Annotated in this window: 20 protein-coding genes and 3 pseudogenes; 9 read left to right on the top strand and 14 right to left on the bottom strand. The window is 59.6% G+C overall.

Going from position 1 to position 20,031, the window contains the following annotated elements:
- Positions 1-45: 45 nt before the first annotated feature.
- The 5 genes from hcnC to ACIOU6_RS09995 form a co-directional block, all read right to left on the bottom strand.
- The gene (gene hcnC / locus ACIOU6_RS10015) at positions 46-1,305 is read right to left on the bottom strand and encodes a cyanide-forming glycine dehydrogenase subunit HcnC (protein WP_401135801.1); all 1,260 of its coding nucleotides are present in this window, start codon (positions 1,303-1,305) and stop codon (positions 46-48) included.
- Complete coding sequence (hcnB, locus tag ACIOU6_RS10010) at positions 1,298-2,707, bottom strand: cyanide-forming glycine dehydrogenase subunit HcnB (protein ID WP_221733639.1); 1,410 nt, start codon at positions 2,705-2,707, stop codon at positions 1,298-1,300. Before hcnB ends, hcnC begins: the two co-directional genes overlap by 8 nt.
- Positions 2,704-3,018, bottom strand: coding sequence for a (2Fe-2S)-binding protein (locus ACIOU6_RS10005; RefSeq protein ID WP_401135798.1), 315 nt, complete (start codon positions 3,016-3,018; stop codon positions 2,704-2,706). The genes hcnB and ACIOU6_RS10005 overlap by 4 nt, the downstream gene beginning before the upstream one ends.
- A gap of 239 nt (positions 3,019-3,257) precedes the next feature.
- Entirely contained in the window at positions 3,258-3,806 is a 549-nt protein-coding gene (locus ACIOU6_RS10000; RefSeq protein WP_401135796.1) for a hypothetical protein, read from the bottom strand.
- A 217-nt stretch (positions 3,807-4,023) separates the two neighbouring features.
- Positions 4,024-4,959 carry a hypothetical protein gene (locus ACIOU6_RS09995; protein WP_401135793.1) on the bottom strand — a complete coding sequence of 312 codons (936 nt, stop codon included), beginning with the start codon at positions 4,957-4,959 and terminating at the stop codon, positions 4,024-4,026.
- Positions 4,960-5,266: 307 nt separating this feature from the next.
- Between ACIOU6_RS09995 and ACIOU6_RS09990 the strand changes: the two genes are divergently transcribed.
- Positions 5,267-5,950, top strand: a complete 684-nt coding sequence (locus ACIOU6_RS09990) for a response regulator transcription factor (RefSeq protein ID WP_221734329.1) — start codon at positions 5,267-5,269, stop codon at positions 5,948-5,950.
- Entirely contained in the window at positions 5,928-7,322 is a 1,395-nt protein-coding gene (locus ACIOU6_RS09985; RefSeq protein ID WP_221734330.1) for a HAMP domain-containing sensor histidine kinase, read from the top strand. The genes ACIOU6_RS09990 and ACIOU6_RS09985 overlap by 23 nt, the downstream gene beginning before the upstream one ends.
- Positions 7,323-7,438: 116 nt before the next feature.
- Here the strand turns inward: ACIOU6_RS09985 and ACIOU6_RS09980 are convergent, their stop codons facing one another.
- Positions 7,439-7,849, bottom strand: a complete 411-nt coding sequence (locus ACIOU6_RS09980) for an SRPBCC family protein (protein ID WP_401135789.1) — start codon at positions 7,847-7,849, stop codon at positions 7,439-7,441.
- A 31-nt stretch (positions 7,850-7,880) separates the two neighbouring features.
- A complete protein-coding gene (locus ACIOU6_RS09975; protein ID WP_401135786.1) occupies positions 7,881-8,678 on the bottom strand; it encodes an SDR family NAD(P)-dependent oxidoreductase in 798 nt (265 codons plus the stop codon).
- Between the two features lie 250 nt (positions 8,679-8,928).
- Here ACIOU6_RS09975 and ACIOU6_RS09970 point away from each other — a divergent pair.
- A pseudogene (locus tag ACIOU6_RS09970) lies at positions 8,929-9,470 on the top strand (methyltransferase family protein).
- Between the two features lie 38 nt (positions 9,471-9,508).
- On the opposite strand, the gene ACIOU6_RS09965 reads toward ACIOU6_RS09970, so the two are convergent.
- Positions 9,509-10,177: an HAD family hydrolase gene (locus tag ACIOU6_RS09965; RefSeq protein WP_401135784.1), complete on the bottom strand. Its 669-nt coding sequence runs from the start codon at positions 10,175-10,177 to the stop codon at positions 9,509-9,511.
- Positions 10,178-10,253: 76 nt separating this feature from the next.
- Positions 10,254-10,667 (bottom strand): response regulator, encoded by a 414-nt coding sequence (locus ACIOU6_RS09960; protein WP_221734335.1) that lies wholly within the window; start codon positions 10,665-10,667, stop codon positions 10,254-10,256.
- Between the two features lie 199 nt (positions 10,668-10,866).
- Between ACIOU6_RS09960 and ACIOU6_RS09955 the strand changes: the two genes are divergently transcribed.
- A complete protein-coding gene (locus tag ACIOU6_RS09955; RefSeq protein WP_221734336.1) occupies positions 10,867-11,808 on the top strand; it encodes a class I SAM-dependent methyltransferase in 942 nt (313 codons plus the stop codon).
- A 47-nt stretch (positions 11,809-11,855) separates the two neighbouring features.
- Here ACIOU6_RS09955 and ACIOU6_RS09950 read toward each other — a convergent pair whose 3' ends face one another.
- Positions 11,856-12,542: a GNAT family N-acetyltransferase gene (locus ACIOU6_RS09950; RefSeq protein WP_401135781.1), complete on the bottom strand. Its 687-nt coding sequence runs from the start codon at positions 12,540-12,542 to the stop codon at positions 11,856-11,858.
- A 439-nt stretch (positions 12,543-12,981) separates the two neighbouring features.
- Between ACIOU6_RS09950 and ACIOU6_RS09945 the strand changes: the two genes are divergently transcribed.
- Positions 12,982-13,194, top strand: a complete 213-nt coding sequence (locus ACIOU6_RS09945; protein ID WP_221734338.1) for a YXWGXW repeat-containing protein — start codon at positions 12,982-12,984, stop codon at positions 13,192-13,194.
- Positions 13,195-13,237: 43 nt separating this feature from the next.
- Here the strand turns inward: ACIOU6_RS09945 and ACIOU6_RS09940 are convergent.
- Positions 13,238-13,339, bottom strand: a pseudogene (locus tag ACIOU6_RS09940) (energy transducer TonB); the annotation flags it as partial.
- Between ACIOU6_RS09940 and ACIOU6_RS09935 the strand changes: the two are divergent.
- Positions 13,331-13,675: pseudogene (locus ACIOU6_RS09935) on the top strand (helix-turn-helix domain-containing protein); the annotation flags it as partial. The pseudogenes ACIOU6_RS09940 and ACIOU6_RS09935 sit on opposite strands and share 9 nt — an antisense overlap.
- Positions 13,676-13,688: 13 nt before the next feature.
- On the opposite strand, the gene ACIOU6_RS09930 reads toward ACIOU6_RS09935, so the two are convergent.
- The 3 genes from ACIOU6_RS09930 to ACIOU6_RS09920 all read right to left on the bottom strand — a co-directional run bounded on the left by ACIOU6_RS09930 (position 13,689) and on the right by ACIOU6_RS09920 (position 16,790).
- On the bottom strand, positions 13,689-14,246 hold the full coding sequence (locus tag ACIOU6_RS09930; protein WP_401135777.1) for a YceI family protein: 558 nt from the start codon (positions 14,244-14,246) through the stop codon (positions 13,689-13,691).
- 62 nt (positions 14,247-14,308) lie between these two features.
- Entirely contained in the window at positions 14,309-15,307 is a 999-nt protein-coding gene (locus ACIOU6_RS09925; RefSeq protein ID WP_401135774.1) for an acyltransferase family protein, read from the bottom strand.
- 124 nt (positions 15,308-15,431) lie between these two features.
- A complete protein-coding gene (locus ACIOU6_RS09920) occupies positions 15,432-16,790 on the bottom strand; it encodes an MATE family efflux transporter (RefSeq protein ID WP_221734340.1) in 1,359 nt (452 codons plus the stop codon).
- A gap of 196 nt (positions 16,791-16,986) precedes the next feature.
- On the opposite strand from ACIOU6_RS09920, the gene ACIOU6_RS09915 reads away from it, so the two are divergent.
- The 3 genes from ACIOU6_RS09915 to ACIOU6_RS09905 all read left to right on the top strand — a co-directional run bounded on the left by ACIOU6_RS09915 (position 16,987) and on the right by ACIOU6_RS09905 (position 20,031).
- Positions 16,987-17,556, top strand: coding sequence for a chorismate mutase (locus tag ACIOU6_RS09915; RefSeq protein ID WP_401135771.1), 570 nt, complete (start codon positions 16,987-16,989; stop codon positions 17,554-17,556).
- A 123-nt stretch (positions 17,557-17,679) separates the two neighbouring features.
- Complete coding sequence (locus tag ACIOU6_RS09910) at positions 17,680-18,198, top strand: phage infection protein (RefSeq protein WP_401135769.1); 519 nt, start codon at positions 17,680-17,682, stop codon at positions 18,196-18,198.
- A gap of 156 nt (positions 18,199-18,354) precedes the next feature.
- Positions 18,355-20,031, top strand: coding sequence for a diguanylate cyclase (locus tag ACIOU6_RS09905; protein WP_221730340.1), 1,677 nt, complete (start codon positions 18,355-18,357; stop codon positions 20,029-20,031).

The following is a 20,031-nucleotide window of genomic DNA, read 5'->3' as shown; positions in this document are numbered from 1 at the left end:
GAATGCTGGTACGACTCGATCACTGTGGGAACTGGCTTGCTTAGGTCAGGCCATCTCTAATTCGAGCGCTGGCTCGACCGGTGCCACTTCAAACCGATCCGCCAGAAACGGCGTGATGTCCAACGGCAATGGCTCATCGTTGACCAGTTTGTCCAGCAGTACACCGGTAATCGCCGAAGTCAGAATGCCGGTGCGGAAATGTCCGCAGGCATTCAGATAGCCCTCCACCCCGCGCATCGGCCCAAGGATCGGCAACTCATCCGGCGACCCCGGACGCAACCCCGCCCAGGTGCGTTTGAGATTGACGTCCTTGAGCTCCGGCAGGCAGCGCACCGCGCCCTGCACCAGCCCGGCGATTTCCGGGTAGGTGGTGGTGACATCGAAGCCTTTGTCTTCGGTGGTGCTACCGATCAGGATCTCGCCGTTGTCCTTTTGCGCCACATAGCAGTCACTGGTGGTCAGGCAACCGTTGAGGATCTTCGGCATGCGCTCGGTCAGCAGAATCTGGCCTTTTACCGGCTTCACCGGGATGCGGATGCCGGTCGCCCACTCACTCAAATCCGCCGCCCAGGCGCCGCCCGCGTTGATCAGCGTCTTGCAGTGGAACACACCCGCCTCGGTCGTCTGCACGCCGGTCACGCGGGTGCCGTGGTGCAACACGCCTGTGACGTTGGTGTTGACGAAGATGTCGACGCCATTCTGCCGCGCGCCATCCATGTAGGCATCGGCGAGGCGGAACGGGCTGACCTGGTGATCGCAGAGAAACTCCAGCGCCCCGCACGCTTCATGGCTGACGCTCGGTTCCGCTTCGCGCAGTGCGGCTTGATCAAGCCAGCGCACCTGATCGGCCAGATGCGCAATGCAGCCGACGATGTGTTCGGCGTAGAGCCGATCCTCGTCGTCATAAATCACGAATTTCAGGCCGGTCTTTTCGAACTTGAAATCCATGCCGTGGTTGTCCTTCAACTCGCGGTGCAACGCTGGGTAAAGCGCGTTGGATTGCAAGGCGAAATCGAAGAACGATTCCGGCAGGATGTGCGGCGTGCTGGCGTCCACCGCCACCGCCGCGCCCTGGGTTTCGCGCTTGCGGTTGGCCGACATCATGCGGAAGAAAATCACCCCGCAGCCAAGCCCTACCGACTCACCGATGGCCCATAAACCGCCGGCCGAAGCGCGGGTCGCGTTGCCCGGACGCTTGGCATCGATCAGCGCGACCTTAAGGTTTTTGCGTTTGGACAATTGATAGGCGCAGGACGCCCCGATTACGCCGCCACCCGCAATGACCACGTCATAGAACTTACTCATGGGAAGCGGCCTCCGTGCCGATATTCTGAAACGCGGAAAAAGGGATCGGATCAATCGGGAAGCGCGGGCGCAGCCAACCGACGTCCTTGCGCCCGGTGGCCTGGCGCAGTCTGTCACTGCAATAGCCGACGCACATGCGCCCCTGGCAATCGCCCATGCTTACGCGGGTACGCATTTTCAGGCTGGCGATGTCTTGAACACCCTGCTCCAGCGCACGATCAATGTCGGCACGGGTGGCGTGCTCGCAACGGCAGATCACCGTGTCTGGAGCCGGTAGCGCGGTCTGGCCGACGCCTCGTTCGGTATAACGATCCACCGCCGCACGGAAACGCACGATGGCTTTGAGTTTGCCCAGATAACGATCACGGCGAACGCGGGCCAGTTCCTCGTCGAGAACACCGCGTTGCAGCAGGATCGACGTCGCGGCGATCTTGCCGGCGAGCATTGCCGCTTCACCACCGCGAATGCCGCCCATGTCGCCGGCCAGATGCACATGAGGTTCGTTGCTTTGCTGCCAGATGTTCGCGTTGGCGCGCAGGTAACCGTCGTCGCTAAAGCCGTGATCCAGGCCCATTTGCTGGCTGAGTTGGGTGCGAGGAATGAATCCGTAGCCGACCGCCAGGGTCTTGGCTTCAAAGCGCTCGACGCGGGACATGTCCGGTTCCCAAGTGGCCGAGTACGGGGCGACGCTGACGCTTTTCAGTTCGCCCTCGCCGTGGGCTTCGACCACGCCCCAACCGTAATTCATCGCGATGCCGTGCAGTTTCAGGTAAGCGAGCATGCTCAAGCCGTCGAGGAACAGTTGCGGCTTGTTCAGCAGCGCCAGGCTCTCGCGGGCGATCTTGCCGAATGCACAGGCCTCATACACCCCCGCGACCTTCACGCCAGAAGCGTGCAACTGAGTCGCCACCAGCGGCAGCAACGGCCCGGTGCCGGCGATTACCACCGGCCCCTGCGGCTTGACCACGCCACTCTTGATTTGCAGTTGCAGACCGCCAAGCATGATCACCCCCGGCAGCGTCCAACCGGGAAACGGCACGCTGCGTTCATGGCAACCCGCAGCGAGCAGCAATTGCGGGTAGTGGATCTCGTGCAGTTGCTCGTCGCCATCCAGCACTACCAGTGCACGGGTGCCCTCGGCGCCGACCACACGATGGTTAAGGCGCACGTCGATCAGGCCGGCTTGCTCCTGGAAGTCGCCGTGCAGTTTGCCCAACGCTTCAGCGTAACGCGGCCCCAGATAATCCAGTTGCACGCCATCACGCAGCGGGCCGCGATAGACCACACCGCCCAGGCGCGAAGCTTCTTCGAGCAACGTGCAGCGCACCCCGTGGCGCGCCAGTTCGATGGCCGCTGCCATTCCCGCCGGCCCACCGCCGACGATGACCGGTTGCAGGCTCATACGACCTCCTGCCCGGCGATGCGGTTGACCTGGGTTTCGATCTGCATACCGTCACGCACGACGGTCTGGCAGGCGCGGCGTTTGTGCCGGCCATTGATTTTCACCAGGCAGCACTGGCACACGCCCATGCCGCAGTAGGCGCCGGTGATCTGGTCATGATCGTTGCGTGCGATCTGGCGCACACCGAGGGATTGAATAACGCTGAGGACGGTTTCGCCGATGGCGGCGGAGATCGGTTGGCCGTTGATGTGGACGGTCATATCCGCCTGGGCCAAGGGCTGGATATCAAAGGTTCGTTCTAGGCAGTGCATTGCGGTGTTCATCCGTGAAGGTTCGGTTGAGGTTGTGTCAGCTCCTTGCTGCACTACACCTTGTCGACGCATTTTTTGCTGTGATTAGGGCGTCGACGCGGATACTTCGTCAGCACAGCGAGGTGCGCGACAAGCAATGTAGTTCATTCCTCAGCAAAGGCCTGGATCATTTAAGTTAGGCGAAGTCGCCAGGAAAAACATTGATCCAGGCCAGTGAAAGCAGTCGGATTGTTCAACGATCAGTTGGAGAAGACGAACTGCCCTTTGATCTTTTTCGCGCCGATGAACCCCAGGTCCGGAAACAGCAGAGTTTTCAGCCAGGCCGCGTAGCCCACTATCGCCAGGGTGATGCCAACGCCGATCAGGGTAGACACCGGGTCTTCATCGAAGCCTTTGAACATGCGCGACAACTGGCTGATCGTCAGGATCACGTAGACGGTGTAAACCGCAGCAATGTTCTTGTAGAAGCCCCAGGCGAACAACAAGGGAATGCCGCCCGCCAACAGCATGACTATCAGGGCCATGCCCGCACTGACTTCATAAAACAGGAAGAACCCGGCAAAGGCGCCGATCAATGCCTGAATGCAGGTAAGCACCACCAGAATCGTGACCTTGAGTGAATGACGCTCTCTGAGAGCGGGGTCAGGCCGGCCGCCAATCCATGCAGCCAACACCCGATCCTTGACCTTCCCACCCGAGAGCGCCTTGAAGATTTCGGTTTTGGAGCGGCCAGCGTCGAGCATCTCGACCAGTTGCCGCTTGATTTCCTTCTTGTCCAACGTGCTCATCCTTAACTAACAGTGAAAGCGGCCAATCCACCTCCGCCGGCGATTCTCGCCGTTGGCCGTCCAGAAAGCAAAAAGCCGCTTCCACCCGAAGGTGGAAGCGGCCGAGGCATAAGCCTCAATAAAGCAATCAGTGCACGAACAGCGCGATCAGGATGATGATCGGGATCGGTACACCGAGGAAAAACAGCAGAAGTGAGCGCATGGTGATTCTCCCTTTTTAACGGACTGGAGGCAGTGTGGTGGTGGCGTAGGTATCGATTTCGACGTACTCGACCGCATCCCGGCGGCGACCGCCGAACGTGGCCGCGAGGCTGGCGAAGAAGGCACCGGCCAGCAGCGCGATGAACATCCACAGCGACGTCCAGGCAGCGACTTTGGCGGCGGTGTCGGCAGCTTGCTGGGCTTTGAGCTTGGCGTCGGCGATGGCTTTCTGGGTTCGAGCGTAGACCTCATCGACACGACGCTCAGCATCGGCCTGAGTCAGGTTGGTCCGTTGTGCGACCAGTTGGGCAAGGTAGGTACGGTCTTCGGCGCTGAGCTGACCATTGGCCAGGCTTTGCGCGAAGATCCGCGCCACCGCACCATGAGCGGCGTCATCGCTGACGGAGGCTGGGCGATCATCACGGAACAGGCTGTCAATGAAGTAGCCATATTGATTGCTGTTGGTGTTCGCCGCCGCAGTACCGGCCGCTTGGGTCATGGCGCTGGCGGCGCCACTGGCCACACTGGCACCGGCCTGCACGCCGCCACTGATGACGCTGCTGACCGAACCGACCACGAGGATCGCCGTCACCAGCGTTGCCACACACCAGGCGAGGAAACCATGGGCGGTGTCACGAAAGTAAACCTCGTCACCGTGCATGTTTGCCCACTTCACCCGCAGACGACCGGCAATATAACCGCCCATGCCGGAAGCGATGATTTGCGTCACCGCCAACCAGATAATGGTCGAAATGCCCAAGCCCTTGGCGCTGACGCCCTCCCCGGCCCACGGTGAAACGGCAGAGAAGCCCAAACCAAAGCCCAGCAGCACCAGAATCATCGACAGTGCCGCGGCTGCCGCGGCACCTGCGAAAATGGCGCCCCAGGACACACCTGAAACGCTGCTGGACTGTTCGTAGGCAGGATAAAGCCCATCAGAGGATCTATTCATTGTTGTTCTGCTCCAGGCATGAAAAATGGTGTTACAACTGGTCACAACGGGAATTGCAGTGACCGTGCCATTCACCAACAACAAATAAATTCTTTATTTTCAATTACTTATAAAAGATGAACTTCTCAGGACATTGCAATTTGCAAAGTAAGGGATTTTTGTACGGGTTTTATGCATTGGCACTGGCCGCCACAACGCGCCGATCTGTGCGTTTGTGACAGCCCCTACATGAAAGTTAATTTAAAGCGTGACGGAAATTTCTTGGCAAAATGCTGCCATTCCGTTTGAACCGATCAAGGCCTGCCCTATGACGCGAATTTTGACCATCGAAGACGACGCCGTGACCGCCCGGGAAATCGTCGCCGAACTCAGCAGCCACGGCCTGGATGTGGATTGGGTCGACAATGGCCGCGAAGGCCTCGCACGCGCCGCCAGTGGTCACTATGACTTGATCACCCTCGACCGCATGCTGCCCGAGCTTGATGGCCTGGCCATCGTCACCACGCTGCGCACCATGGGCGTGGCCACGCCGATACTGATGATCAGCGCCCTGTCCGATGTCGATGAGCGCGTGCGCGGCTTGCGCGCCGGTGGCGATGACTACCTGACCAAACCGTTCGCCACCGACGAGATGGCGGCACGGGTTGAAGTGTTGCTGCGTCGCCAGCACAGCGGCGCCACCCAGGCAACGACGTTGCAGGTCGCGGACCTTGAGCTGGACCTGATCAGCCACGAAGCACGGCGCGCCGAGCAAGTGCTGACGCTACTGCCGACCGAATACAAACTGCTGGAATTCCTAATGCGCAACAGCGGGCAGATCCTCTCGCGAATGATGATTTTCGAAGAGGTCTGGGGCTATCACTTCGACCCCGGCACCAACCTGATCGACGTGCACATCGGCCGGTTGCGCAAGAAGATCGACGCTGCGGGCAACGTTCCGCTGATCCGCACGGTACGGGGCTCCGGTTATGTCATTGCCGAACCCGTCTGACGGCTGGCGTTCCTCCAGCAGCCGCTTGCTGGCGCTATACAGTTCGCTGTTCGTGGCGTGGAGCGCGATCCTCATGGGGGTCATGTATTACGAGGTTTCCGGCTACCTCGACAACCTTGCCAAGCATTCGCTGATGCAACGTCAGCATCTGTTTTCGCACTTTCTCGGCGAACAACTCGAAGAAGCGCTCGCCGCGAGCATGACCTTCGATATTCGCGGTATCGACGCCTACGGGCTGTTCGACACGCACGGCAGGTACCTCGGCGGTGCCTTGCAGCAAATTCCTGAAGGCCTGCCACTGGACGGCAAAATCCACATGTTGGCCAACTGCGCCGATTCCGATGATCCGACCCTGCCGGCCGACAGCTGCGACGCCGTCGCGACGCAAACCCGCGACGGACGCTGGCTGGTCCTGCTGCGTGACAACGGCTCGCTGTTCGCGGTAACGCGGATCATCCTGCACGCGCTGTTCTGGGGCGTGTCACTGACGATTTTGCCGGGGATTGCCGGTTGGCACTTGCTGCGGCGCCGGCCATTGCGGCGCATTCGTGCGATTCAGGACAGCGCGCAAGCCATTGTCGCCGGTGACCTGACCCACCGATTGCCGCTGTCCAATCGCCGTGATGAGCTGGACATGCTCGCCGCCATCGTCAACGCCATGCTTGAGCGCATCGAACGGCTGATGAATGAAGTCAAAGGCGTGTGCGACAACATTGCCCATGATCTGCGCACGCCATTGACCCGACTGCGGGCGCAGTTGTATCGCATCCAGCAGCAGGCCGGTGAAGGCTCGCCAGAAGCGGCGCAACTGGACCTGGTGCTGGCCGAGGCGGATACGCTGATGGCGCGGTTTCGCGGGTTGTTGCGGATTTCCGAATTGGAGGATCGCCAGCGTCGCTCAGGGTTTGTCGAGCTTGACCCGGTCTTGCTGCTGGAAGAACTGCACGCGTTTTACCTGCCGCTGGCAGAAGAAGGCGAGCTGCGTTTCGTGCTGAACATGCCGCAGACCCTGCCCCCGCTCAATGGCGACCGAGCGTTGTTGTTCGAAGCTTTGGCGAATCTGCTGAGCAACTCGATCAAGTTCACGCCGGCCGGCGGCACGGTGATGTTGCGTGGCGTGAATGATGCCGGGCACACGCGCATCGAAGTACACGACTCAGGACCGGGAATCCCAGAGGCCGAGCGTGAGGCGGTGTTCCAGCGTTTCTACCGCGCCGAGGGTGGGCAACCGCAGAGTGGCTTTGGCCTTGGGCTGTCGATCGTCGCGGCGATTGTCAGCTTGCATGGCTTCCATCTCGAGGTGGGCAGCAGTGATTTGGGTGGGGCAAAACTGGTGCTCGATTGCCGGCAGCGTTTGATCACTAATGCCTGAGCCCCCCCTGCGGGAGCGGGCTTGCTCGCGAAGGCGCCGTATCAGTCAATCCCTCCGGCGACTGACACTCTGCTTTCGCGAGCAAGCCCGCTCCCACGGTTTTTTGTAAATGATCATTAAACCGGGTAATTGGCCCGCAGGGCCTCAAGGCCACCCTGATAGATACCGTTGAACAGTGCCACCACTTCCTCATCGCTCACGCCTTTAGCGGTGAAGCGCCCCGACCACGTCACTCGTGCGCCCTGCCCTTGGGCTTGGACTTTGATGGTCGCCAGGTAATCGGTGGCTGGAAACGGTGCCTGTTCGATCGAGTAGCTGTAGGTCTTCTCGGCGTTATCGAACGTTTGCAAACGCTCGATCACCACCGCGCCATCAGCGGTCTTGAGGGTACGTACACGACCGCCTTCACTCAATTCACTGCTGGGAATGAACGGCAGCCAGTCCGGCAGCGTGTTGAAACCGCCGATCAATTGCCAGACCTGATCGGCCGAGGCCGGGATGTCGATTGTTGCGGATGCAGTTGCCATGGATAAACGTCTCTCTTGGGGAATTCGGTTGTCAGATGGTCAGGCTGTCGACCACACCACCGTCGACCCGCAGAGCGGCACCGGTGGTGGCCGAGGACAGCGGTGAAGCGATGTAGGTCACCAGATGCGCGACTTCTTCGACATCGGCCACACGCTGGATGATCGAGGTCGGACGCGCCTTGCGCACAAAGACGTCAGCCTCCTCGCGCAGATTGCGGCCGGATTCGGCGGCGGCATCCTTGAGCATCTCTTCCAGGCCATCTGTAAACGTCGGCCCCGGCAGGATCGCATTGACCGTCACGCCAGTGCCAGCCAGGCGTTTGGCCAGGCCGTGGGACACCGCGAGGTTGGCGCTTTTAGTCACGCCATAATTGATCATGTCGGCCGGCGTCGCCACCCCGGACTCCGAGGACAGGAAAATCACCCGGCCCCAGCCCTGCTCGACCATCGCCGGCACATAATGCCGCGACAGACGCACACCGGAAATAACGTTGACCTCATAGAAACGCGTCCACTCACTGTCCGGCGCGTCGAAGAAGTCGACGTTATTAAAGATGCCGAGGTTATTCACCAGAATGTCGGCGCGCGGTTCGGCGGCGAAGAGTTTTTCCGCGCCTTCAGCGGTGCCCAGATCCGCCACCAAACCGCGCAACTGAGCACCCGGCACCTTCTGCCGAATGCTCGCCAGCGCCTGTTCGACCTTGGCCGTGTCGCGGCCGATCACCACCACCGTGGCGCCGGATTCGGCCAGCGACTGGCTGATGCCCAGACCGATGCCTGCGGTGCTGCCGCTGACAATGGCCAGTTTCCCACTCAGATCAATCTTCATGCTTTCACCTCATCGATTGGCAATATCGCGCTGTACAACTTCAGTTCCGCCGAGCCATTGGAAGGCCTGAGACAGCGTAGTCTCGATATTGCATGGGTGAGTGAGCCGCCGACCGGGGTAATGCTGCGCGAAATGCCGTGGCTGCTTTACTTAAAAGATACCGCCACCCAATGAGCCCTCCGGCATCAACCGATGCCGACATCAGCCTGTTGGTGATTTTCGAAACATCAGCGCCCTTAATGAGGTGACCATGAAAATGTCTGCGCAAATGACCTTGGTGGCCGTGCTCGCAACCCTCGCCTATCTAGGCCTGGCGGTGTGGGGGATCGGCGGCATAGCCGTGTTTTTCTCCCATGGATCGCTGGTGTTGATCGCGCTCGCAACCGTGGCCATGGTCGTAGCGTCGCTGTTTACCGACGTGAACATGAGTGCCGGCGAGCGTGAGGATCGGGCCAATCGCTGGGTATTGTCGGCGGTGCGTTGCGCTTGTGGCCGGTATTTGTGTTGGGCCGGCGCTTCAGTGGGTTGGTGGCCATTCAGCCGGGGCATCGTTTGGTCACCGATGGCATCTACCAACATCTGCGCAACCCGAGTTATCTGGGCCTGGTGATCAATGCCATGGGCTGGGCGCTGGCATTTCGTTCGGTCATCGGATTGTTGCTGGCGGCGCTGACACTGATCCCGCTGATCGCCCGTATCCATTCGGAAGAAGCGTTGCTGCGCGGTCAGTTCGGCGCCGAGTACGACGCCTACTGCGCTCGGAGCTGGCGCCTGTTGCCCGGCGTCTACTGAGCCCGAAATTACCCAGCGCCCACAGGGATTGCGGGGTATCAGTTTTTTCGCAGGCGCAGTTGACCATCGCTGTCGACTTTGACGCTGATCGCCTCGTAACTGGCCAATGTCGCATGCGCGGTTTCGAGCGGATGCTGGTGCGTCGTGGTAATGATCATCAGCGGCGCGCCGGCGGCTTTAGCCGCCTGGATACCAACAGCGGCGTCTTCGAAGATCAGACAGTGGCGCGGCTCAACTCCCAGACGCTTGGCGGCCAAGAGATAACCGGCGGGATCGGGCTTGCCGGACTTCACATCTTCGGCCGTAATCATCATCGCAGGCTCGGGAATGCCCGCTGCCGCCATCCGGCGCAAGGCCAGATCCCGCGGCGCCGAGGTGACCATGGCCCAGCGCTCGGCAGGCAGGCTGTTGAGGAACGCCGCTGCGCCGGGAATCTCGACAATGCCTTCAACGTCGCCGATTTCCGCCTCGGTGATGAACGCCGCTTGTTCTTCGGCATTCACCCCCGGCAGGTTCAAACGATGGATGGTGTCGATGGCTCGCGCGCCATGAATGGTCGGCAAGAACGTTTCAACGTCCACTCCATGGCGCACAGCCCAGGCTGACCAGATCCGCTCGGCGGTGGCGATGGAGTTGAGGACGGTGCCGTCCATGTCGAACAGGAAGGCGCCGAACGCGCGGTCGAATACACAATCGTGAGCAGACAAAGGGTCGCATCCTCTGGCAAGGGCGGGCAGGTTGGCCGGGCAATGTAGCACTTGCCCGGCCGATCCACCCAGCGCGTCAGTGCAGGCGCGCAGCCTTGGATTTGAACGCGCTGTCCACACAGTCGAGCAACTGACCGATGGCCCAGGGTTTTTTGATGAACGCCACCGGGTGCTTGACCCCGGAAGTCTCAGGCGTTTCATAACCGGACATCACCATCACCGGTTTTTCCGGCCAGCGATCGCCGACCAGATTCGCCAAGTCGGCGCCATTAAGGGTGCCGGGCATGGTGATGTCGGTGAGCAACAGCGCCACGTCTGGCGCGTGCTCCTCCAGATATTGCGAGGCGGCATCAGCGCTCGTCTGTGGCTCGACCTTGAAACCTTCCTCCTGAAGAATTTCGCAAAGAAACTCCAGAATCAACGGATCATCTTCAACGACCAGAATCAACCCGCCAGGAAGGTGCGCGTCCGCCGTGGGTGTTGGGCACATGAAACTGCACTCCCTGAATTGCATTAACGATTTAGCGGCTTTAATCCGCTGCTTATCTGGTATGAGCGGCGGGTTCTGTAGAAATTCATTTTTGATACAGGCCTTTTCAAAAACGTCGTATTTACCTACCCGCGACAAGCGTTCGCAATGGCGTAATTGTGGTTAAAATGCCGGCCCTTTTGCTTGCCGACCGTGACCGATGAACCCTCAAGCCCTCGCCACCCTCCACGCCCATTTGCTGCCTGCACTGGCGGCGGCACCCAGCGAGACCCGTCGCCTGTTTCATGGACGCGGGCGTTGCTGGCCGGGGCTGGAACAGCTGACCGTGGACTGGCTGCAAGGCGTGGTGCTGGTGTCACTGTTCAAGGAGCCGGAGCCTGAACAACTGGAAAACCTCAGGGGTTTGCTGCTGGACATCAGCGGTTCGAGCGAGTGGCAGCAATGCGGCGCGCACACGTTGCTGATCCAGCATCGCTACTTGCCACAAAGCACCGCCGAATGGCTGCTGGGCGATGAGCTCGACGAAATGACCATCGTCGAGGGCGGCTTGCAGTACCGCGTCGACCTAGGGCGCAAGCAAAACGCCGGGCTGTTTCTCGACATGCGTTACGGGCGTGACTGGGTACGCGACCAAGCGGCGGGCAAGCGGGTGCTGAATCTGTTCGCCTACACCTGCGGTTTCTCCGTGGCGGCCATCGAGGGTGGCGCCAGCCATGTGGTCAACCTCGACATGTCCCGCGCAGCGCTGAGCCGCGGCCGCGACAATCATCGGCTCAATGGCCATGACGTGAGCAACGTCACTTTTCTTGGCCACGACCTGTTCAAGTCCTGGGGCAAAGTGATCAACAGCGGCCCGTACGATCTGGTGATCATCGATCCGCCGTCATTCCAGAAAGGCAGTTTCTTGCTGACCAAGGATTACCAGCGCGTGCTGCGACGCTTGCCGGAACTGCTGAGCGCGCAAGGCTCGGTGCTGGCGTGCATGAACGATCCGTCGTTGGGTTCGGACTTTTTGATTGACGGGGTTACGCAGCAAGCGCCGAGTTTGCGCTTTGAAAAACGTCTGGAGAATCCGCCGGAGTTCCCGGATGTCGACCCTGAAAGCGGCCTGAAGGCCTTGGTCTTCCAGCGCATCGATTGACACCACCCAAATCCTCCTGAGGGAGCAAAGACGTCGAGTCGCCGCGATCAGTGCACGGTCAGCCGCTGACGAACAAATTCCTCGGTATGACGGGTGGTTTGATCCAGATGCCGATCGCGCTGTTTCTCGGCGTCGAGCATGGCGCGCTTGCCGTTTTTCTGTAGCAGGTAGGTGTGGATCTGCTGCACCTCCAGCGAATGGTAGATTGGCATGGTGTCGATGAACCCATGCAAGCCGTTGCTGCGGTAATGCCGCGTACTCATCAGCACTTGCGTCTCGCGCTGACCGATCACCTCAAAGCCCAGCGCTTCGAAATACGGGACCTTGCCGATGCTGCAAGCCAGTTCGGCGTGAGGATAACGCCCGACCATTTCACCGATCATGGCCCGCGCCACGCCCTGACGCCGACGCCCTTCGCGCACGGCCATGTAGGCGACGCTGCATGCTTCCCAGTCGCCCTGCACCGGCAGGTACAAGAGGAAACCGATCACCTGCTCCGGGTCGTGCTCATCGGTGGCAACCAGCAGTTCCACCTCGGTGCCCTTCTCGCCATTCAACGCTTCCAGATACAGATGCACCTCATAACCGACCGCATACTGATAGACGTTGTACAGCAGGTTGCTCGGGCCGAGGCCCACGGCGCTGATGTCGGTCAGGTAGTCGACAACCATTTGCAGAATCTGGCTGTTGATGCCCTCAGGGCATGGGGTTTTGTAGTGGGTGATGCGTGGCATGGCGGGTGAACTCCGGCGGAAAACCGCGACATCATACCTTGCGCGTCCGCTCAGCCTGTATCTGTGCTGACTGAACCGGCGCTTTCGCGAGCAAGCCCGCTCCCACAGGAGAGATGCGTTCGAGTGTGTGCGAGCTTGCTCGCGAAAAGGCAAACGTGTTCAACGCTCATCCAACAGGCCCCCAGCAAAGCCTTCCTGACAAAAATTTCATCTAGCCCAAACGGGATTTTTTGCCGTTTCAGCGTCCAACCCTTCAACTGCGCTCACTCCCTGCGCAGGCCTTGAGGCGTTGTCATGAGCGTTTTGCGTTCCCTGTCCAAATGGCGGCTGTGGCCAATGGCACTGGCAGGCACAAGGGCCGAACGGGTTCTGGGTTGAAGGGCATTGGGTGCGTTGATTGTCCACGCGCCTCTATCGATCACTTTGCGGGAACACCACCATGTCGAAAACAATTAAATCCCTACTCGCTGTCACGCTGGTGGCCATCACCCTATCAGGCTGTGTCGTCGCGCCGGCCCGACCGCATCGGCCACCGCCGCTGGTAGAGGTGGTGCCGGTCATGCCGGCGCCGGGTTATCACTGGGTCGCCGGTCACTACCGCTGGGGCGGTCATCAATGGCGCTGGGTACCAGGTCACTGGCGGGCCTATTGATCGTTGAGGGGCGGCGTCAGTCACCGGGATGACGCCGCCCCACTCACTTGATCCGGTAATGAAAGGTATTGCGTACCGCCGGCACCGACACGGCGACGCCGTCAGTGATCCGTGGCTGATAGCGGAAGGTTTGCGACAGATCGAGCCATTGGGCTTTGCCGAAAGCTTCACTGATTGCCTGTATCGCCACTTGCAAGATCACGTCCGTCAGCCACCAAGCCTGGAACAAGCCGCACAGGCTTTCGCCATAAGCCCGGCCACCCTCAAGCGCAAGCTGCGAAAACATAACACCGGGTTTCAGCAACAAGTGGATCTGGCGCGCAAACACGTCGCGCTGTACCTGTATCAGGTCAAAGGCATGAGTAACGAGGAAGTGGCCGAGTACCTGAGTTTCAGCGATGCGGCAAACTTTCGCCGCTCATTCAAGCGCTGGACCGGCAGCACACCCAACCTGATCCGCCAGTTGTTTGGCAGCCATTGAAAAGGCATGCACCTCACCGCTGTGGTGCCACGATCTTGAACTTGATAGCAATGTCCTTGGACACAAAGGTGTCCGCCCACTCTCCGGTGCCGAGGCCGAACTCATCGCGTTTGAGCAGCAATTCGCCGTTGAAAATGCCGATGTTGCTGCCTGATTTCAATTGCACCGGCACCTGCACGTCGCGGGTGATGCCCTTGAGGGTGAGTTTGCCGTCGATCAGGTAGTGATTGTCGGAAACCTGGCTGAAACGGCCGGATTCGAACACCGCCACGGGGAATTTCCCGGTGTCGAACCATGCCGACTTGACCAGTTCGGTATTGGCATCTTCACTGCCGGCATCAATGCTCTTCAGGTAGATGCGCAAGAAGGTCTGGGCGCCAGCGAGGTTGTCGGTATCGAAGTCCAGCGTCGCGTCGAACTTGCCGAAGGTCCCGTACATCGGCGAGCCCATCTGGCTATAGGTGAAGCTGATCTGACTGGCATGCGTGTTGACCCGGGTGTACTCGACAGCGTGCACTGCGGGTACAGCGCACAGAGACAATGCAGTGGCCAGCAGCAATCGGATCGACATGAGATTCTCCGGGCAGCGCTCGCCGTCGAGGGACTCGGTTGACTTAAGCAAACAACGGGCGGTTACGCCACCTCGCCATTCCCCCGCGAAAGCACCACGCCGTACCTGACACCTGCTCGCAGCCTGTGACGAAGCGCCAGTACGGGGCGCTCGACGTAGTAATAGGAAACGCTGCTGAACAGCAATGACAGCACCAACACCGTAATAACCCTTTGAGCGTCGTAATCCGCCGGCCAGAGCGCGTGCAGGGCGTAAATCACCACAAAGTGATTGAGAAACACGCCGTAGCTGATGTTGCCGAGAAATTCGTCTATCCAGTGAGACTTGATTCTGCTCAAGAGATAAACGGCTGGGACGCCCAGCGCTATGCCCAGTGTGACCTCGGCGTTGTAAGGCCGGCGTTCGATCACTCCAGCCATGATTGCCGCGAACATCAGGGTAGCTACGCCAGCGGTGGTCGCAGCGATGACCACTCCCTTGGCTCGCGCCCCGTATAAATAGCTACCGCAAAGAAACATGAACAGCGCGCCCGGCAACAGTCGGTAGCCGTAGATATCCGTGTTGATATAGCCGAAGCACGCCACCAGAAAAACGCTGATAGACAAGGCAAAACCAACGCCTCGCAGCCTGAACATGAGCAGAAAAGGAATCAGCAGGTAGAAACACATCTCCAGCCCCAATGACCACGCTGGGGGCAGAATCCATGTGCTGGCCACCCCGAACATGTAGAAGCCCAGCGGCACGATGGCAAGGCTGCTGGCGATGCGCGAGAACGTGAGTTCAGCCGCCTGACCGGTTCCGGGCAAGAGCCAATAAATGACCGCGCAGGACATGCCGAAGTACAACAGGAACTGGGGATACAGCCTGAGGGCTCTATCCAGATAAAACAGGCTGATTTTGTCTGGCGTGCTGTAGTTGCGCTCTATAAGCGACGTCATCACAAAACCGCTGATGATCAAAAAAGAAATGACAGCGACCACACCAGGATTGAGCCCCGCAATAGTCTGGCCCATATGAGATACAGCGACCAGAACGGCCAACAGCAGTCGAAAAAAACCCACTTACACCCTCGAACGTTCTTATTATTTATGCCGCGTAAGCTACGACGCTTCGCCTCAGGAAAACAAATTTTTCTGCTTGCTCAACGGCAGGAACTGCCAAGGGCTGCACAAGCGCCTGTATAGATCAAACCAATCGTTCAATCTTCTGATGCCGCCAGACCAGTTTGTAATACACCGTCTGCAACACCAGCATGCCCAGATACGCCACCGGAAACGCCATCCACACACCCTGCAAGCCAAAGTGCCCGTCCAGCCAATACGCCGCCGGTAATTGCACTCCCACGACACAGATAATCGCAATGACCACCGGCACCAACACCGTGCCACTGGCGCGCATGATCCCGCCGATGATTGCCTGGAAACCGAACACCAACAGGCTCCACAACATGATGTGCAACAAATGCTCAGCCATTGCTCGGGTCGAGTCGTCGGTGAGGAATAATCCGAGTAACCAGTGCGACAGCACATAGCCCAGCACAATCAGGCCACCGGTCAGACACACATTGATCAACAGCCCGGTGCGCAGGATCGGCCCCATCCGCTCCAGTCGCCCTGCCCCGATGGCCTGTGCGCCCAGGATCGAAGCAGTGATCGCAATCGACAACGCCGGAAACTGCACATAGTTGACGATCTGCGTCACCGCGCCATACGCCGCCGTCGCTTGCGAGCCGTGCTGGTTGACCAGTGCCAGAATCACCAGTTCCGACAGCGACAGCACGATCATCTGCACGCCGGTCGGCAGGCCGATGCGCAGGACCTTGCCAAGAATCACCCCGTCCAGGCGCAGCGCTTTAAAGAACTCGCGATCGGGCGCCAATGGATGGCCCTTGCGGATCAGTCGCCATGCAAGCCACGCCATCGCCGACAGGTTGCCGGCGAGCCCCGCAAACGCTGCACTCTGGATGCCCAGTTGCGGCAAGCCGAACCAGCCACGAATCAACGCCGGTGTCAGCGCAAGCCCCACACAGGTAGACACCATCAGTGCCAGCAGTGGCGAAACCGTGTCACTCACCCCGCGCAACAACTGCGTGAACAGCACAAAGGCCAGCAGCGACGGCAAAATCCACATCATCACATGGGCATACGCCACCGCATCGTCCAGCACGTCGGCGGGCGTGCCCAACCCCGTCAACGCCTGCCGCGCAAACACACTGCCCAATACCGCCGCCACCAAACCAATCAACACCCCAAGCAACAGCGTCGCCCCGGCAATCGCTTTGACCAAGTGCGATTCGCGCGCCCCCCACGCCTGACCGATCAACACCCCCGCGCCCGCACCCAGGCCAATCACCAGGGCGATAAAAAAGAACACCACGGGAAACATGCCCGACACCGCCGCCAGCGCCTGGGTGCCCAGCATCTGGCCGATGTAGATGCTATTGATCGTGCCCGACATCGATTGCAGGAAGTTGGACAGCACCATCGGCGCAAGGAACAGCAAGTAGGTTTGCCAGAGGGGTTTGGTGACGCTGGGGGTTTGCATTGAAAGAGGTCCATCTCGACGGCGGGAAGGCTGATTGAGGATAGCTTCGGTGAGTTGGGTGCAGGGTGCAATTAACATTTCAGTCAGTGTTAATTCTTGCGCACCTCGTCTGTGTAACGGGCATGGGTCTGTTATGTGTCGGTTCGCAGTTGTGGTAAACAACAGCCCGTTAATGTCATCCATTGAGGTTCTGTTCATGCCCCCCTTTCGAAAGCTGCTGATCAGCACTGGCCTAGCCTTACTCGCTGGCACTTCTCTCGCTGCTACATCGACTCCAGCACCTGAGTCCTTGCAACCGTTGCTGCTGACACTAAACGAACGCCTGAATATCGGCGATCTCGTCGCTTTGACCAAGTGGGACAGCGGCAAACCGATTCAGGACAGCCCACGGGAAGCGCAGGTCATCACCAATGCCCGCACGCTGGCCGCCGAGCGCAAGCTCGATCCGGAAGAGGTAGCACAGTTGATTGCCGCGCAGATGGAGGCCAACAAACTGGTGCAGTACGGTTTGCTGGCCCAATGGCAAGCGGCCGGTGCCGCGCCGGACACGCTGCGCCCGGATCTGGGCAAACAGATTCGCCCGCGCCTGGATGAACTGCAAACCCGCCTGCTGCAGCAATATGCCGACTTTGCGCCTTATCGCCATGATCCGAGCTGCCCGGTCTGGCTCGCCAAGGCGCGCAGCGCTCTGACCCATGACGCGTTGCATGAACTGGCGTTGACCCGCGCAACCGGGGAGTTGTGCATTCGGGCAACGGCCCCGTAGGACGTGGCTCGGGCAGACATCGCTGGCATCGATAGTCACCATCACGTCAATGAAGTTCTCATAAAAAATCCGCGGCGTAAGATCGGCTCCATACCAACCAACAACACCCCGGAGCACACGATCATGAAACGCCAAATCCTTCTCAGCATCGCTTTCTCGGTTTTCGCAGTTAACGCTTTTGCCGCTACTCCCGCTCACACCCTGGTCGCTGAAGGCGGCTCGGATCGGTTGATTGAAAGTCGTGTTGCTGAAGGGGGTTCGGATCGTCTGATCGAACGCCGCGTTGCTGAAGGTGGCTCTGATCGTCTGATCGAGCGCCGTGTTGCCGAAGGTGGTTCTGATCGTCTGATCGAACGCCGTGTTGCTGAAGGTGGCGCTGATCGTCTGATCGAGCGCCGCGTTGCCGAAGGTGGTTCTGATCGTCTGATCGAACGCCGTGTTGCCGAAGGTGGCTCGGATCGTCTGATCGAACGCCGTGTTGCTGAAGGTGGCTCGGATCGTCTGATCGAACGCCGTGTTGCCGAAGGTGGTTCTGATCGTCTGATCGAACGCCGCGTTGCCGAAGGTGGTTCTGATCGTCTGATCGAACGCCGCGTTGCCGAAGGTGGCTCGGATCGTCTGATCGAACGCCGCGTTGCATGAATCAATAGCTCCACGCAGTCCCATTAAAGAGCCCGGCCTGATCAGCCGGGCTTTTTTGCGTCCACAGTTTCGGTACGTTTCATGAACCACTTCGCTGGCAGCCCATCAACGATGTCGCATACCATGGCGCCACTCAAATAAAGACAGACACCGCTCATGCTCAAAGCCAGTCTGCGTAGCCACCTCACCCTTTGGTTTGCCGGTTTGTCCCTGCTGACGTTGTTGAGTGTGGGCTTTTATGTCGGGCACATCGCCACCGAACAGATGAAACAGGCCAGCGGTAATGCGCTGTTGAATACTGCGCGGTCGGCAGCCACGTCGCTCGGCGAGCAATTGCGCGAGCGCCAGCTTGAGGTTTATATGCTCAGCCGCGCGCCTCATCTGGAGCGTGGCAATCTGGACAACCCGGCGATTCTGAAGTCGATGCAGTTGCGCACTCAGGCGCGTACCGAGTACGCGTGGATGGGTGTAACCGACGCCGAGGGTCGCGTTCATCAAGCCGTGAATGGGTTGCTGGTCGGTCAATCGGTGCAGCAACGACCGTGGTTTCAGGCCGGGTTACGTGGCCAATACACCGGTGATCCGCATGAAGCCGTGCTGCTGGCCAAGTTACTGCCGGGTCTGCCAAACGGAGAACCGCTGCGTTTTATCGATTTTGCCGCACCGATCCGAAATGCCGAAGGCCAAGTGATTGGCGTGCTCGGCGCCCACGCTCACTGGAGTTGGGTCACGCGTATCGTCGAATCGGCGGCGTTTTCGCACAAGAACGCTTCGCCGGACATCGAGGCGTTGATTATCGATTACGACGGGAAGGTCTTGTATCCCGAAGCCCTGATGGGCCAGCAACTGGCAACGAACGATTCGAAGTCAAGCGGATGGTCCGTCGGTAACGGTTACCTGACCAGCATGGTTACCGTGCCTACGCCCCCCAGTACAGCGCTGTCGTGGTCGATTGCCTTACGTCAGCCACTGGAGACCGCACTGCAACCGGCACGCCTGCTGCTCTATAAGCTGTTGATTCTTGGGGTTTTCGCGGCCGTGATATTTGGTGTTGTGGCGTATTACCTGGCGCTGTATCTGAGCCGTCCAATCGAGCAACTCGCTCGCTCGGCCAAACAGGTACAGGACAACCAGCGCGGCGCGCACTTCCCTCTTCAACATCCGGTTCGGGAAATTGCCCAGCTCGGCCAGTCAATCGAGGCGATGACGCAATCGCTGCTCGGCAAAGAGCGCGAACTGCAGGAAGCCAACGCCACGCTCGAAGCCACCGTGGCACAACGCACCGCCGACCTCATGCAGGCCAACGCCGAGTTGCTGAATCTCGCGACTCACGACGCCCTGACCGGGGTCTTCAACCGTCGCCGTTTCGACGAAAAACTCACCGAATACAGCCTGCTGTCACGGCGCACGGGGCGGCCGTTCGCGTTATTGCTGATCGACGCCGACCACTTCAAACGCGTCAATGACACCCACGGTCATGCCGTCGGCGACGAAGTGCTGCAACAATTGGCGCAATTGATTCAGACCAGCCTGCGCACCACCGACTTCGTGGCACGTTACGGCGGTGAGGAGTTCGCCGTGCTGCTGCCGGAAATCAGCATGCCCGACACACCTGAGAGGGTCGCCGAGAAGATTCGCGCGGCGGTGGCCGAGGCTGATTTCGCAACCGCCGGGCAGGTGACGGTCAGCGTCGGTGTAGGGTTGGCAGACCCAGCGGACAACAGCCCCGGGAATCTGATCAAACGTGCGGACCAACAGCTGTATCAGGCGAAAGCGGCGGGTCGTAATCAAGTGGCCAGCCACGGTTACAGTGCAACGCCGACACAACCGTAG

The organism is Pseudomonas sp. NPDC087615 (assembly GCF_044743445.1).
GTDB classification, from domain to species: domain Bacteria; phylum Pseudomonadota; class Gammaproteobacteria; order Pseudomonadales; family Pseudomonadaceae; genus Aquipseudomonas; species Aquipseudomonas baetica_A.
The sequence above is the reverse complement of the archived record's forward strand: the minus strand, read 5'-3'. Positions and strand labels throughout refer to the sequence as shown.